General features: G+C 71.9%; 10 protein-coding genes. 7 read left to right on the top strand and 3 right to left on the bottom strand.

All coding sequences use genetic code 11. The annotated features are described in order from the left end of the window. Nucleotide 1: 1 nt before the first annotated feature. Nucleotides 2–1,207 carry a hypothetical protein gene (locus LV457_RS04665; protein WP_232169373.1) on the bottom strand — a complete coding sequence of 402 codons (1,206 nt, stop codon included), beginning with the start codon at nt 1,205–1,207 and terminating at the stop codon, nt 2–4. 24 nt (nt 1,208–1,231) lie between these two features. Then, on the bottom strand, nt 1,232–2,746 hold the full coding sequence (locus tag LV457_RS04660; RefSeq protein WP_232169371.1) for a DEAD/DEAH box helicase: 1,515 nt from the start codon (nt 2,744–2,746) through the stop codon (nt 1,232–1,234). Nucleotides 2,747–2,967: 221 nt separating this feature from the next. Here LV457_RS04660 and LV457_RS04655 point away from each other — a divergent pair, with 221 nt between their 5' ends. Continuing rightward, entirely contained in the window at nt 2,968–3,672 is a 705-nt protein-coding gene (locus LV457_RS04655; protein ID WP_232169370.1) for a ferritin-like fold-containing protein, read from the top strand. Between the two features lie 66 nt (nt 3,673–3,738). Next, on the top strand, nt 3,739–3,978 hold the full coding sequence (locus tag LV457_RS04650; protein WP_232169369.1) for a DUF3107 domain-containing protein: 240 nt from the start codon (nt 3,739–3,741) through the stop codon (nt 3,976–3,978). A 12-nt stretch (nt 3,979–3,990) separates the two neighbouring features. On the opposite strand, the gene LV457_RS04645 is transcribed toward LV457_RS04650, so the two are convergent. Beyond that, a complete protein-coding gene (locus LV457_RS04645) occupies nt 3,991–4,677 on the bottom strand; it encodes a TetR/AcrR family transcriptional regulator (protein WP_232169368.1) in 687 nt (228 codons plus the stop codon). 127 nt (nt 4,678–4,804) lie between these two features. Between LV457_RS04645 and LV457_RS04640 the strand changes: the two genes are divergently transcribed. The 5 genes from LV457_RS04640 to LV457_RS04620 all read left to right on the top strand — a co-directional run bounded on the left by LV457_RS04640 (nt 4,805) and on the right by LV457_RS04620 (nt 13,654). Continuing rightward, nucleotides 4,805–5,872 carry a DUF3152 domain-containing protein gene (locus tag LV457_RS04640; protein WP_232169367.1) on the top strand — a complete coding sequence of 356 codons (1,068 nt, stop codon included), beginning with the start codon at nt 4,805–4,807 and terminating at the stop codon, nt 5,870–5,872. 70 nt (nt 5,873–5,942) lie between these two features. Next, on the top strand, nt 5,943–7,136 hold the full coding sequence (moeZ, locus tag LV457_RS04635) for an adenylyltransferase/sulfurtransferase MoeZ (protein WP_232169366.1): 1,194 nt from the start codon (nt 5,943–5,945) through the stop codon (nt 7,134–7,136). A 78-nt stretch (nt 7,137–7,214) separates the two neighbouring features. Continuing rightward, nucleotides 7,215–8,069, top strand: coding sequence for a TIGR02569 family protein (locus LV457_RS04630; RefSeq protein ID WP_232169365.1), 855 nt, complete (start codon nt 7,215–7,217; stop codon nt 8,067–8,069). A 108-nt stretch (nt 8,070–8,177) separates the two neighbouring features. After that, entirely contained in the window at nt 8,178–9,599 is a 1,422-nt protein-coding gene (locus LV457_RS04625) for a NarK/NasA family nitrate transporter (protein WP_232169364.1), read from the top strand. A gap of 14 nt (nt 9,600–9,613) precedes the next feature. Next, complete coding sequence (locus LV457_RS04620) at nt 9,614–13,654, top strand: bifunctional nitrate reductase/sulfite reductase flavoprotein subunit alpha (RefSeq protein ID WP_232169363.1); 4,041 nt, start codon at nt 9,614–9,616, stop codon at nt 13,652–13,654. Nucleotides 13,655–13,721: the final 67 nt, after the last annotated feature.

Genomic DNA, 13,721 nt, shown 5'->3' with positions numbered 1-13,721 from the left:
GTCAGGGCCCCAGCCCCACCAGCATGTCCCCGCGTTGTTCCAGCAGCGTGGTCCCGGCGACCGCCGGGACCACGCGGACTCCCGGCTCGCGGGTCAGCGGGATCACGCCGCCGCCCGCACCGGTCGCGGCGTCGAGGACGGCCACCCCGTTGGTCACGGGCACCAAGAGCTTCCCGGCCATCATGGTCGCGGGTCCGACCGGCGCCGACGTCGGTGAGGACGCGACGGTGAACTTGTAGGTGAGGTAGTAGTCGAACACCATCACCGAATCCCCGGTGAACCAGGTGACGAGGTTGCCGGCACGGGTGACGCCGCCGGCCGTCGGCGCGCGGGGCAGCAGGGTGTCGGCGATGACGGTGCCGGTGTCGTCGTAGACCGCGACGTGCGGGCTCGGCGTCGGCAGGTAGACGGCGGTGCGCACGTCGGCGACCGCGACCACCGCGGCGCCGGAGTCGGGGCGCACCCCGGGCAGCGGCACGGTCTTGCGCGTCGGCTTGTCCTCGTCGTCGGCGGGCCGCAGCAGCGTCAGGCGCAGGTCCGCGGCGTCGGGGCAGTCCTCCAGCACCGACACCGCCGACGTGGCGCCGGCGCTCGACACGAACCGGCACGCCGGCCCGGGGAACGGTGACGGGTTGACCGGGGCGTCGAGCGTGCCGTAGGACAGCGACCGCACCAGGTCGGAGCGCCACAGCTCCAGCCGGGTGTCGCCGGCGCTGAGCACGCTGGTGCCGTCGGTGGACAGCCGCACGGCCGGGTCGGCGTAGGAGGTGCGCGACGGGCCGCGCCGGCCGTCGTCGCCGCGGATGCCGCTCACCTGGCCGCAGCCGCGGTCGTCGGGGTAGACGGCGAGCGCGTAGTCGTACACCCAGGTCACGCCGCACAGCTCGCGGTCGCGGGCGTAGGTCCACCGCGCCAACCCGGTGTTCGGGTCGCGGCCCGCCACCTCGCGGCCCGCACCGGTCACGACGGTCCCGCCGACGACGACGGGTGAGGTGGTCTCCGGCGACGCCGCACTCCACAGCGGTCGGAGCCGGCCCGGTACCGCGCCGGCGTCGGTGAGGGCGGGTGCGGGCGCGGCGGCGGGCCGGCTGACCGTGCCGCGGGCGTCGCTGGTCCACCAGATGCCGGCGCCGACGAGGACGACGACGAGGGCGATGGCGGCCGCCGCGACGAGGTCGCCCCGGGTGCGGCGCTCGGGTCTGATCATGGCTCTTCGCGGGCCGCCGCGGGACTAGCCGGTGCCGGCCGCGGAGTCGGCGGGCTTGCGGGGACCGCGGCGGCGGCGGCGCCGGCTGCTGCCGCTGCGCGTCCCGTCGGCCGACTCCGCCGGGGCCTCGGCCGGTGCGGCGTCCGCCGCGGTGTCCGGCGCGGCGACGTGACCGGTGGCGGACTGCCCGCCGCGGGTGCGGCGGCGGTTGCGGTCGCGGGCCGGGCGGGACCGGGCGGCGCCGTCCTCCGACGCGGGCCTGGCTGCCGGCGCCCGCCGCGACGACGTGCGCTGCGGCGTGCCGATGGAACCGCCCGCGTCGGCGGGGATCTTCAGCTCCTCGTACAGGTGGGGCGAGCTGGAGTAGGTCTCGACGGGTTCGGGCGTGCCGAGGCCCAGCGCCTTGTCGATCATCGCCCACCGCGGCATGTCATCCCAGTCGACCAGCGTGATGGCGACGCCGGTGCGGCCCGCGCGGCCGGTGCGGCCGATGCGGTGCACGTAGGCCTGCTCGTCTTCCGGTATCTGGTAGTTGATGACGTGCGTGACGTCGTCGATGTCGATGCCGCGGGCGGCGACGTCGGTGGCCACGAGCACGTCGATCTCGCCGGTGCGGAACGCCTTCAGCGCCTTCTCGCGGGCGATCTGGCCGAGATCGCCGTGTACGGCGCCCACCTTGAAGCCGCGCTCGGCGAGCTCGTCGGACACCTTCTGCGCGGTGCGCTTGGTGCGGGTGAAGATCATCGTCGCGCCGCGGCCCTCGGCCTGCAGGATCCGGCTGACCAGCTCGACCTTGTCCAGCGCATGCGCGCGGTAGGCGAACTGCTCGGTGGTGTCGTGGGTCTGCGCGGAGTGCGGCGCCTCGGCGCGGATGTGCGTCGGGCGGTTCATGAAGGTGCGGGCCAGGGTGATGATCGGGTCCGGCATGGTGGCCGAGAACAGCATCGACTGCCGGCTGGCGGGGATCTGCTTGAGGATGCGCTCGATGTCGGGCAGGAAGCCGAGGTCGAGCATCTCGTCGGCCTCGTCGAGCACCAGCACCGAGAGCCCGCCGAGCTGCAGGTGGCCTTGCTGCGCCAGGTCGAGGAGCCGGCCCGGCGTCCCGACGACGACGTCGGCGCCGCGCTGCAGCGATTCGATCTGCGGCTCGTAGGGCCGGCCGCCGTAGATGGAGACCACCGACAGCGGGCGGTCGCCGGCGCGCAGGTACTGCGCCGCGGTGGTCAGGTCGCCGAAGACCTGCAGGCACAGCTCGCGGGTGGGCACCACGACCAGGGCGCGCGGCACCCCGGTGAGTGGCCGGTCGGTGTCGGTGGTGATGCGCTGCAGGAGCGGCACCCCGAACGCGAAGGTCTTGCCCATGCCGGTGCGGGCCTGGCCGATGAGGTCGTCGCCGGCGAGCGCCAGCGGCAGGGTCAGTTCCTGGATCGCGAACGGGTGCTCGATGCCCTTCTCGGTGAGGGCGCGGACGATCTCCTCGCGCACGCCGAGCTCGGCGAACGTCGGCGGGGTGGTGGTGGTGGTTTCAGTGTCTGCCATGGGCTCGGTACAGCCTTCCGATGGTCAATTCGTGAGCGGTTCTCCGCGCGCACGAGCTGACGGAACTGCTGCCGATCGGCGGGGCCGGCGCTCCGGAGAATCTCCGGGGCGGCCCGAACTGCGTGCACGCACATTGCCTGGTAGAGGTTCTACCTGTGCCCAGTCTACCGGCTCCGGCCGTCGGCACCGGGGAAGGGGATGCCGGCCGTTACAGTGTGGCCATGTCGTCGAGTCAGCCAGCAGCGTCGTCGGCGGGATCACTCGACGAGGCGCGGCCGCGCATCGCCGCCGACCACCCGGGTGTCGACAAGCTGTTCGCGCTGCTGGCCTACGGCGAGATCGCGGCGTTCTACCGGCTGACCGACGAGGCGCGCATGGCGCCCGACCTGCGCGGCCGGATCGCGATGGCGAGCATGGCCGCCGCCGAGATGGCGCACTACGAGCTGCTGCGCGATGCGCTGGAGCGCCGCGGTATCGACGTCATCCCGGCGATGGCGGGGTACGCCTCGGCGCTGGAGAACTACCACCGGCTCACCACCCCGAGCACCTGGCTCGAAGCGCTGGTGAAGGCCTACATCGGCGACGCGCTGGCGGCCGACTTCTACCGCGAGATCACCGACGTGCTGCCCGACGAGGTCGCCGGCGTCGTGCGGGCCGTGCTCGCCGAGACCGGCCACTCGCAGTTCGTGCTCGCCGAGGTGCGCGGCGTCGTCACGACCAGCGGCCAGCAGCGCAACCGGCTGACGCTGTGGGCGCGGCGGCTCCTCGGCGAGGCGATCACCCAGGCGCAGTACGTACTCGCCGAACACGACGAGCTGACCGATCTGGTGCTGTCGGGTTCGGGCGGACTGACCCAGCTCGGCGAGTTCTTCGACCGGCTGCAGCGCACCCACGCCGAGCGGATGGCCGAACTCGGGCTCGCCTGAACCCTCGCCCAGCCGGCGAGCGGCCCGCCGGCCGTCCACTAGCCTGCCAATAAGTCGGATCGAGCCATGGAGGCCCCCAGCGTGGAAATCAAGATCGGTGTCGCAGACAGCCCTCGGGAGCTCGTCGTCGCCAGTGCGCAGACGCAGGACGAGGTGGAGCAGCTGGTCACCGAGGCGCTCGCCGGGGGCAGCGACGTGCTGAAGCTCGCCGACGAGCGCGGCCGACGCTTCCTCGTGCAGACCGCCAAGATCACCTACGTGGAGATCGGCGCCGCCGACGTGCGCCGGGTGGGCTTCACCAGCTGAGCGCGGGCGTTGTCAGCCGCGGTTGAGCGGCACGTGTGACAGCCCGCCCCAGGCGAAGGCGACCGTGCCCTCGACCGCGGCTTCTTTCGAGATGGGCCGGTCGGCCTGCACCCAGTAGCGGGCGCATACCTGGCTCATGCCGACCAGCCCGACGGCGATCATTCGGGCGCGGTGCGGATCGAGACCGGAGTCGTGGCTGATGAGGTCGAACACGGCGTCCACACAGTCGTCGGTGGCGCCTTCGATGAGCCGGGTGACCTCGGGTTCCCCGACGAGGTCGTTCTCGAAGATCAGCCGGTAGCCCTGGCTGTCGTGCTCGATGAAGTCGAAGAACGCCTGCACGGCCGCGGAGAGCCGGCGCCGGTTGTCGGTGGTGGTGCGCAGCGCTTGGCGCACCCCCGACACCAGGTTCTCCCGGTGCTTGGTGATGACGGCGGCGTAGAGCTCGGTCTTGCCCGGGAAGTGCTGGTACAGCACGGGCTTGCTCACCCCGGCGCGGTCGGCGATCTCGTCCATGCCGGCACCGTGGTAGCCGCGGTCGACGAAAACCTCACTGGCAGCCGCCAACAGCTGACCGCGGCGTTCGCCGCGGGGGAGCCGGTTGCCGCGACGATTGGTGGCGCTCTGCTCGCCGGCCAGGTCGTCGACGCGGGCCGCACGGGTCGGTCGGCGGTCGGTCGTCCTGGTGAGATCGCTCATCAAGACCTCAGCATCTCTAGGTGCTCTTCGCGGGTGTCGAAAGCCCGACCTTACTCCGCCACCCCCGGGTGGCAGGCGCTCGGCGCGCTTGCCGCGGGCCGCGTGAGGCCTGTGGAATGCTGGTTCGGTGACCTACGACCCCTGGGCGCGAGGCGGACCAGCGGGTCCCGAGCGCCGCGGGCCCGGCCGCGTGCCCGCGCTGCACAGTGAGTGGCGCGAGCCGCTGCGCGCGCAGCGCGATCCGGTCGCGGACGACTCGGGGCGCACGCGATCCAACCGCGACGAGCGCCGGCAGTGGCGCAAGCAGAGCTGGCTCGGCCGCTTCGTCGCCACCTACGGCTGGCGGGCCTACGCGCTGCCGGTGCTGGCGGTCATCACCGTGCTGGTGATCGCCCAGACCCTCACCGGCGCCGGGCAATCCGACGACGGGGCCGTGGCGGAGGGGCCGGTGCAGGGGCCGCCGACCCTCGGCGCGTCGGGCACCGCGATCGTCGGCGCACCGCCCAAGGGACTGACGCAGTTCGACGCGAACCTGCCGACGGGCATCCTGCCCGCCGGCGGGCCCTACTCCGAGGCCGGCGCCCGGACCTGGCACATCGTGCCCGGCACGACGCAGCAGGTCGGGCAGGGCACGGCGAAGGTGTTCCGCTACACCGTCGAGGTGGAGGACGGCGTCGACACCACGTCGTTCGGGGGTGACGAGGCGTTCGGGCGGATGGTCAGCGAGACGCTCGACAACCCCAAGAGCTGGACCCACAATCCGCAGTTCGCCTTTTTGCGGGTCGACGGCGGGTCGCCGGAGCCGCCGGACTTCCGGGTCTCGCTCACCTCGCCGATGACGGTGCGCGAGGGCTGCGGCTACGAGATCCCGCTCGAGGCGTCCTGCTACAACCCGGCGTTCGGGGCCGACGCACAGCCGCGGGTGTTCGTCAACGAGGCGCGGTGGGTGCGGGGCGCGGTGCCCTTCCAGGGCGACGTCGGCTCCTACCGGCAGTACCTGGTCAACCACGAGGTGGGACACGCCATCGGCTATCAGCGCCACGAGCCGTGCGCGGAGAACGGCGCGCTCGCCCCGATCATGATGCAGCAGACCTTCTCGACCAACAACAACGACGCCGCGCGGTTCGACCCCGAGTGGGTGCAGCCCAACGACCGCGTGTGCCGGTTCAACCCCTGGCCCTATCCCATCGCCTGACCCCGGGAAGCTTCACCGGCGATCTACGGTTGATCCGAAGTGCCCCAACCCTTCGTGCGAGGAGTGTCCGGTGTCCTCACCGCTGCCGCCGCTGGTGGAACCCGCCGCCGAGCTGACCCGTGACGAGGTCGCCCGCTACAGCCGCCACCTCATCATCCCGGACCTCGGGCTCGACGGCCAGAAGCGGCTGAAGAACGCCCGCGTGCTGGTCATCGGCGCCGGCGGGCTCGGCTCACCGACGCTGCTCTACCTCGCCGCGGCCGGGGTGGGCACCCTCGGCATCGTCGAGTTCGACGTCGTCGACGAGTCGAACCTGCAGCGGCAGATCATCCACGGCCAGTCCGACATCGGCCGGCCCAAGGCGCAGAGCGCCCGCGACTCGATCCGCGAGATCAATCCGCTGGTGGACGTGGTGCTGCACGAGGTGCGGCTGGAACCCGACAACGCCGTCGAGCTGTTCGGCGACTACGACCTGATCCTCGACGGCACCGACAACTTCGCCACCCGCTACCTGGTCAACGACGCCGCCGTGCTGGCCGGCAAGCCGTACGTGTGGGGCTCGATCTACCGCTTCGAGGGCCAGGTGTCGGTGTTCTGGGAGGACGCCCCCGACGGGCCCGGCGGGGAGCGGCGGGGCCTCAACTACCGCGACCTCTACCCGGTCCCGCCGCCGCCGGGCATGGTCCCGTCGTGCGCGGAGGGCGGCGTGCTGGGCATCCTGTGCGCGTCGATCGCGTCGGTGATGGGCACCGAGGCGATCAAACTGATCACCGGCATCGGCGAGCCGCTGCTGGGCCGGCTGATGGTCTACGACGCGCTCGAGATGAGCTACCGCACCATCAAGATCCGCAAGGACCCGGCGACGCCGAAGATCACCGAGCTCATCGACTACGAGGCGTTCTGCGGGGTGCTGTCCGACGACGCCGCGCAGGCCGCGAAGGGCTCGACCATCACGCCGCGGGAACTGCGCGAGATGCTCGACGCCGGCAAGGACATCGCGCTGATCGACGTCCGCGAGCCGGTCGAGTGGGACATCAACCACATCGCCGGCGCGGAACTCATCCCGAAGTCCTCGCTGGAGTCCGGCGACGGGCTGGCGAAACTGCCGCACGACCGGACCGCGGTGCTGTACTGCAAGACCGGCGTGCGTTCGGCCGAGGCGCTGGCCGCGGTGAAGAACGCGGGCTTCGCCGACGCCTTGCATCTGCAGGGCGGCATCACCGCGTGGGCCAAGCAGTTCGAACCCGACATGGTGATGTACTGAGCACACTCCGGTAACGGTGCGGCGACACTCCGCCGGCACCGAAGGGCGTCGAAGTGGTTGCTCGGTAGCGTGATCCCCGTGACCGCCGAATCGCCTCCGGAGCACGTGCTGGCGGCGTTCGGGCTGGCCGGGGCGGTGCCCGAACCGCTCGACGTCATCGTCGACGGGGGCTGGCGGTGCGGCGAGGTGGTGTTCACGCAGGTGGCCGATCACGCCCGCGCGGCCTGGTCGGCAAAGGTCCGCGAGACGCTGTTCGTCGACGGCGTGCGGCTCGCGCGGCCCGTGCGTTCCACCGACGGCCGGTATGTGGTGGCCGGGTGGCGCGCCGACACCTTCGTCGCCGGAACGCCCGAGCCCCGCCACGACGAGGTGGTGAGCGTGGCGGTGCGGCTGCACGAGGCCACCGCGAAACTCGAGCGGCCCCGCTTCCTCACCCAGCCGCCGCAGGTGCCGTGGGCCGACGTCGACGTGTTCATCGCCGCCGACCGCGCGGCCTGGGAGGAGCGGCCGCTCAAGTCGCTGCCGCCCGGCGCCGAGGTGTCTCCCGGGTCGGCCGACGGCAAGCGGTCCATCGAGCTGATCAACCAGCTCGCGACGCTGCGCCGGCCCACCCGCAGCCCCAGCCAGCTGGTGCACGGCGACCTGTACGGCACCGTGCTGTTCTCCGGGACGGCGGCCCCCGGCCTCACCGACATCACGCCGTACTGGCGCCCGGCGTCGTGGGGAGCAGCCGTCGCGGTGGTCGACGCGCTGTCCTGGGGCGAGGCCGACGACGGGCTCATCGAGCGCTGGAGCTCCATGCCGGAGTGGCCGCAGATGCTGCTGCGCGCCTTGATGTTCCGGCTGGCGGTGCACGCGCTGCACCCCCGCTCCACCGCCGCCGCGTTCCCCGGGCTGGCCCGCACCGCCGCCCTGGTGCGGCTCGCGCTCTGACCCCGCCGCGAGCCTCACGCCCCGGCGACCCGGACTGTGAGGTGCTGTTGACACATCCGATATCCCGGGGCAACGGACGGCGAATCAGCGCCCCGTAAACCTGCTCTCGTGAGCATTGTGAGGCGAAACCGCACCATCGAACACTGGGATGCCGAGGACGTGGCGGCGTGGGAAGCCGGGGGCGCGCGCATCGCCCGGCGCAACCTGATCTGGTCGATCGTGGCCGAACACGTCGGCTTCTCCATCTGGTCGATCTGGTCGGTCATGGTGTTGTTCATGCCGCAGTCGACGTACCACATCGACGCGGCCGGCAAGTTCTACCTCGTGGCGGTCCCCACGCTGGTGGGCGCGATCATGCGCATCCCGTACACGGTGGCGCCGGCGAAGTTCGGCGGCCGCAACTGGACGGTGGTCAGCGCGCTGCTGCTGCTGATCCCGACGTTGCTGACGCTGTGGGCGATGACGCGGCCCGGCACCTCCTACACCACCTTCATGGTGGTCGCGGCGTTCGCGGGCGTGGGTGGCGGCAACTTCGCGTCGTCCATGACGAACATCAACGCGTTCTACCCGCAGCGGCTCAAGGGCTGGGCACTGGGGTTGAACGCCGGGGGCGGCAACATCGGCGTGCCGGTGATACAGCTGATCGGCCTGCTGGTGATCGCGACGGTCAGCAACACCGCGCCCGAGGTCGTCTGCGCCATCTACCTGGTGCTGATCGCCGTCGCCGCGGCCGGCGCCGCGCTGTTCATGGACAACCTCGCCGACCAGCGCTCCAACCTGGGTGCGCTGGCAGAAGCGTTGCGGTTCAAGCACTCCTGGGTGATGAGCTTCCTCTACATCGGCACGTTCGGCTCGTTCATCGGGTTCTCGTTCGCCTTCGGCCAGGTGTTGCAGATCAACTACCTCGCCGGTGGCGACACCCCCGCGCAGGCGTCGCTGCACGCCGCCCAGATCGCGTTCATCGGCCCGCTGCTCGGGTCGATCGCCCGACCGTTCGGCGGCAAGCTCGCCGACCGCATCGGCGGCGGCAAGGTGACGCTGAACGTGTTCATCGCGATGATCTTCGCCGGCGGCATCCTGGTGACCGCCGGAACGCTCGACGACGCCACCCCCGGCGCGGCGACGGACGGGCAGTTGGCCGCCTACGTCGCCGGGTTCATCCTGCTGTTCGTGCTGTCCGGGCTCGGCAACGGCTCGACCTACAAGATGATCCCGTCGATCTTCGAGGCCAAGGCGCAGGGCCGCGAGGACTGGAGCCGCGCCGAGAAGGCCGCCTGGTCGCGCAGCATGTCGGGTGCGCTGATCGGGTTCGCCGGCGCGGTCGGCGCGCTCGGCGGCGTGTTCATCAACGTCGTGCTGCGTGCCTCCTACGTCGGCGACGCCAAGTCGGCGACCAACGCGTTCTGGGTCTTCCTCGGCTTCTACGTGGTGTGCGCCGTGGTGACGTGGCTGGTGTTCCTGCGGATCAACACCGCCAGGATGGACACCGGCGGGCACGCCGGCCGCGTGCCGGCCCCGGCGACGTCCTGAGTTCGGGCGAACCCGTGGCGGTGACCAGGACGGCGTGTTCGTACTGCGGCGTCGGCTGCGGCATCGAGGTGCAGACCGCGCCCGACGCCGACACCGGCCGGCCCGTCATCGCCCGGGTGTCCGGCGACAAGCTGCACCCGGCGAACTTCGGGCGGCTGTGCACGAAGGGTGCCACGCACGCCGAGTTGATGGCCGCCGCCGAGGGCCGGCTGACGTCGGCGCTGCTGCGGCCCCGGCGCAGCGACGAGCTCCTGCCCGTGCCGGTGGACGACGCGATCGCCGACGCCGGCCGCCGCCTGCGGGCGGTCGTCGACGAGCACGGCCCGGATGCGGTAGGCATCTACGTCTCCGGCCAGATGTCGCTCGAATCGCAGTACCTCGCCACCAAACTCGCGAAGGGCTTCCTGCGCACCCGCTACCTGGAGTCGAACTCCCGGCTGTGCATGGCCAGCGCGGGCACCGGTTACAAGCAGTCGCTCGGCGCCGACGGACCGCCCGGCTCCTACACCGACTTCGACGCCGCGGACCTGTTCTTGGTGATCGGCTCGAACATGGCGGACTGCCACCCGATCCTGTACCTGCGGATGATGGACCGGCGCAAGGCGGGCGCCAAGCTCATCGTCGTCGATCCCCGCCGCACCACCACCGCCGAAGGCGCCGACCTCTACCTGCCGATCCGGGCCGGCACCGACCTCGCGCTGCTCAACGGACTGCTGCACCTGCTCGTCGAGGCCGGCGCGGTGGACGCCGACTTCATCGCCGAGCACACGCAGGGCTGGGACGCCATGCCGGCCTTTCTGGCCGACTACCCGCCCGCCCGGGTCGCCGAGCTCACCGGGTTGGCCGAGGCCGACATCCGGCGGGCCGCCGAGCTGATCGCCGAGGCGCCGAACTGGATGACGTGCTGGGCGGTCGGCGCCAACCAGAGCACGCACGGCACGGCCAACACCAACGCGATCTGCAACCTCCACCTCGCGACCGGCGCCATCTGCCGCCCCGGCAGCGGGCCGATGTCGCTCACCGGGCAGCCCAACGCCATGGGCGGCCGCGAGATGGGCTACATGGGGCCGGGACTGCCCGGACAGCGCTCGGTGACCTCGCCGGAGGACCGCGCCTTCGTCGAGGACCGGTGGGGCCTGGCGCCCGGCACCATCCGCAGTGAGTTCTCCGCCGGCGCCGTCGACATGTTCGAGCGGCTCGCCGCCGGCGACATCAAGGCCTGCTGGATCATCTGCACCAACCCGGTGGCGACCATGCCGAACCGGACGACGACGATCGCCGGCCTGCAGGCCGCCGAGCTGGTGATCACCCAGGACGCCTACCGGGACACCGCGACCAACCGCTACGCCGACATCGTCCTGCCCGCGGCGCTGTGGGCGGAGTCCGACCAGGTCATGGTGAACTCCGAGCGCAACCTGACCCTGCTGGCGCAGTCCGTGCCGCCCGTCGGCGATGCGCGGCCCGACTGGCAGCTCATCTGCGACATGGCCGCGCAGCTCGGCTTCGGCGAACACTTCGCCTACAGCTCCAGCGCCGAGGTGTTCGACGAGATCCGCGCGTTCAGCAATCCGCGCACCGGTTTCGACCTGCGGGGCGCGAGCTACGAGCGGCTGCGGCGCACCCCGCTGCAGTGGCCCGTCCCGCCCGAGAACCAACCGGGCGGCGACCTCGACCGCCATCCGATCCGCTACCTCAACGACGGCGTCAGCCAGGACCTGTTCGTCGACGAGGCCGGGCACCGGCCGCGGCTGGCCTTCCCGACGCCGTCCCGGCGCGCCGTCTTCGTGCCGCGGCCGCACGTCGAGGCGGCCGAGCTGCCCGACGACGACTACCCGGTGGTGCTCAACACCGGCCGGCTGCAACACCAGTGGCACACCATGACCAAGACCGGGAAGGTCGGAAAACTCACCAAACTGAACGGCGCACCGTTCGTCGAGGTGAACCCCGCCGACGCCGCCGCGCTGGGCATCGTCGACGGCCGCTCGGTCGAGCTGGCGTCGCGGCGGGGCCGCGCGGTGCTCCCGGCGGTGGTGACCGACCGGGTGATGCCCGGTAACTGCTTCGTGCCGTTCCACTGGAACGACGAACACGGCGAACACCTGACGATCAACGCCGTCACCAACGACGCCGTCGACCCGGACTCCCTGCAGCCGGAGTTCAAGGTGAGTGCGGTCAGCCTGCGGCCGGTCGAGACGGCGGCGGCCGCCCATCCGCTGGCCGCCGTACTGCAGGCGGCCGACGTGCGGGCGCCGGTCCCCGACGACGACGAGAAGCGCTATCTGGCAGCGTTTCTCGCCGGCATGGGCGAGCACCCGGTCGGAGTGCCGGTGCTGCCGGCCGCCGCGCCGGTACGCCCGGAGATCCGGCTGTGGGTCGACGGCCTGCTCGCGGGCCGGTACTCGCGCCTCCCGGCGGCGGGCGCCGCGGCGGCGGATACGACGACCGATGCGGCGACCGAGGACGCCCCGCTGGTGCTGTGGGCGTCGCAGACCGGCAACGCCGAGGAGGTCGCGGCGCGGGTGGCCGAGCGGCTCGGGAAATCGGAGCTGGCCAGCATGAACGACGTCCCGCTGGCACGGCTCGCCGCGGCCCGCGACGTCGTGGTGGTGACGAGCACCTTCGGCGACGGCGGCCCGCCGGACAACGGCGCCGAGTTCTGGGACCGGCTCGCGGCCACCGACGCTCCGGCCCTCGATCACGTCCGGTACGCGGTGCTCGGGATCGGCGACCGCTCGTATGACAACTTCTGCGGCTACGCCAAGTCGATCGACCGCCGCCTCGCCGACCTGGGCGCGCAGCAGCTGCTCGACCGCGCCGAGGTCGAGGCCTACGACGACGAACCGATGGCGCGGTGGGCCGAGCAGGTCACCACCCTGATCGGCGACCCGGCGGCCGCGCCGGCACCGACCGCGGCACCGCCCGCCGCACGGCCCGCGGAGCTGTTCACCCGCAACCGCCCGGTGCGGGCCCCGCTGTGCCGCAACGTGCTCCTGACGCCGCCGACCGCGGCGAAAGAGGTGCGCCAGTTCGGGTTCGACATCTCCGAGCACGACGTCAGCTACGCGGTGGGGGACTCGCTCGGTGTCCACGCCGTCAACAGCGACTTCGCCGCCGACGCGTGGCTGGCGGCGACCGGGTTGCGCGGCGAGGAGCCCGTCGAGGTCGACGGCGCCGAACGCACCCTGCGCGACGCGCTGATCGGCGACTACGACATCTGCCGCGTCACGCCGGACCTGCTGCGCTTCGTCGCCGAACTGTGCCCGGACCGCACCGCGACCAAGGTGCTGCTCGGCCCGCGCAAGAAGCTCGACGCGTGGCTGGTCGGCCGCAACGGCATCGACGTGGTGCGCGAGTTCCCGGTGTGCGCCGACGTCGAGCAGTGGCAGGACGTGCTGGTGCGGCTGACACCGCGGCAGTTCTCCATCTCCAGCAGCCCGCTCGTCAGCCCGCACGAGGTGCAGCTGACGGTGTCGGTGCTGCGCTACCGGGGCAGCGACGGCGGTCCGCGCGGCGGGGTCGCGACGACGTTCCTCGCCGACCGCGCCGCCGGCCGGTCGGTGCCGGTCTTCGTGCAGCGCTCACCGCACTTCAAGCCGCCGCAGGACGCCGCGACGCCGATGATCATGGTCGGGCCGGGCACCGGCATCGCGCCGTTCCGCGGGTTCCTGCAGGAGCGCCGCGCATTGGGGCACACCGGCCGCAACTGGTTGTTCTTCGGTGATCGGCACCGCGCCGAGAACTTCTACTACCGCGACGATCTCGAGCCGATGGTCGACGACGGCTTCCTCACCCGGCTGGACCTCGCGTTCTCGCGCGACCAGCAGCGCCGGATCTACGTGCAGCACCGGATGCTCGACGCCGGCGCCGAGCTGTGGCGGTGGCTCCAAGACGGTGCGCACCTCTACGTCTGCGGCGACGCCCGCCGGATGGCCAAGGACGTCGACGCGGCGCTCACCGAGATCATCACCCGCCACGGCGGCCTGTCGGCGGAGCGGGCCCGCGACTACAAGCGGGAGCTGATCGCCGAGCACCGCTACCTGCGTGACGTCTACTGACCGCCTCACAGCGCGCCGGTGACGCGTGTGAGCAGGTTGTGACACCGGGGTGAGCCGCGGGCAGCGT

The organism is Mycobacterium sp. MYCO198283, from assembly GCF_021213805.1.
Lineage (GTDB): Bacteria > Actinomycetota > Actinomycetes > Mycobacteriales > Mycobacteriaceae > Mycobacterium.
The sequence above is the reverse complement of the archived record's forward strand: the minus strand, read 5'-3'. Positions and strand labels throughout refer to the sequence as shown.

Excerpts from the sequence above, each read along its gene's own strand:
- LV457_RS04660 (WP_232169371.1), bottom strand. The coding sequence starts at position 2,746 with ATGGCAGACACTGAAACCACCACCACCACCCCGCCGACGTTCGCCGAG.
- LV457_RS04650 (WP_232169369.1), top strand. The coding sequence starts at position 3,739 with ATGGAGGCCCCCAGCGTGGAAATCAAGATCGGTGTCGCAGACAGCCCT.
- LV457_RS04645 (WP_232169368.1), bottom strand. The coding sequence starts at position 4,677 with ATGAGCGATCTCACCAGGACGACCGACCGCCGACCGACCCGTGCGGCC.
- LV457_RS04655 (WP_232169370.1), top strand. The coding sequence starts at position 2,968 with ATGTCGTCGAGTCAGCCAGCAGCGTCGTCGGCGGGATCACTCGACGAG.
- LV457_RS04665 (WP_232169373.1), bottom strand. The coding sequence starts at position 1,207 with ATGATCAGACCCGAGCGCCGCACCCGGGGCGACCTCGTCGCGGCGGCC.